Annotated in this window: 1 protein-coding gene; it reads right to left on the bottom strand. The window is 65.4% G+C overall.

The features are described 5' to 3' along the window. Positions 1-364 (bottom strand): coiled-coil domain-containing protein (locus DMB66_RS60315; protein ID WP_370321618.1); only part of this gene is annotated, 364 nt, incomplete at its 3' end. Positions 365-699: the final 335 nt, after the last annotated feature.

The raw sequence follows: 699 nt of genomic DNA on the forward strand, positions 1-699 counted from the left end.
CGCGGCTGCGGCTGCGGGAGATCTGCTCGAGGAAGCTCATCCGGTCCATGAGGTTGTCCGAGCCCTCGAGCAGGACATTCATGGTGCCGACGTTGCCGGTCATGTAGGCCGACTGCGCGATGGTGTCCATCTGCGCGCCGGCGGCCTCCAAGGCGGCCTTGGCCGGGCCCAGCGACGCGGCCAGCTTCTTCTCCTCGGCCTTGGTCTGCTTCAGGCTGAGGTTCATCTTGTTGTACGACTCAACGACGTCCTCGAGCTGGTCGGACGCCTTGTCGATCTTCTTGGTCAGCTCACTCGTCGACGGTTCCGCGTGTGCGGCGGTCGCGATGCTCCCGGTGATCGCGATCGCCAGGGCGGCGACCACCAGCGCACGGAGCCTCGTGCGGGCGTGTGGCAACGGAACGTGGCCTTTCTTCCGCTTGGCCACCTACCGGGCTAGCTGACGCCGGAACTTTCCGGTGTCAGGGGGCGGGAAGAAGGCCCCACCGCTGTCGCGGATTCACCCGGTTCGACGTCGTGGAGGCGGTGACCCTGGGGGATCGGGGTCGCCCGTTTCCATCGGCGAGGATTCGGCGGCGTTGGCCGGCGCCACCGAGGGTGTGGCTGCGGACCGGACCAACCGCATTAACTTATCGGCGCTCGGCATTAACACAAGGGCCCGAAGAGTGACTTGCGCCAATGATCACAAATAAGAGAATG

This window comes from Actinoplanes sp. ATCC 53533, from assembly GCF_003947245.1.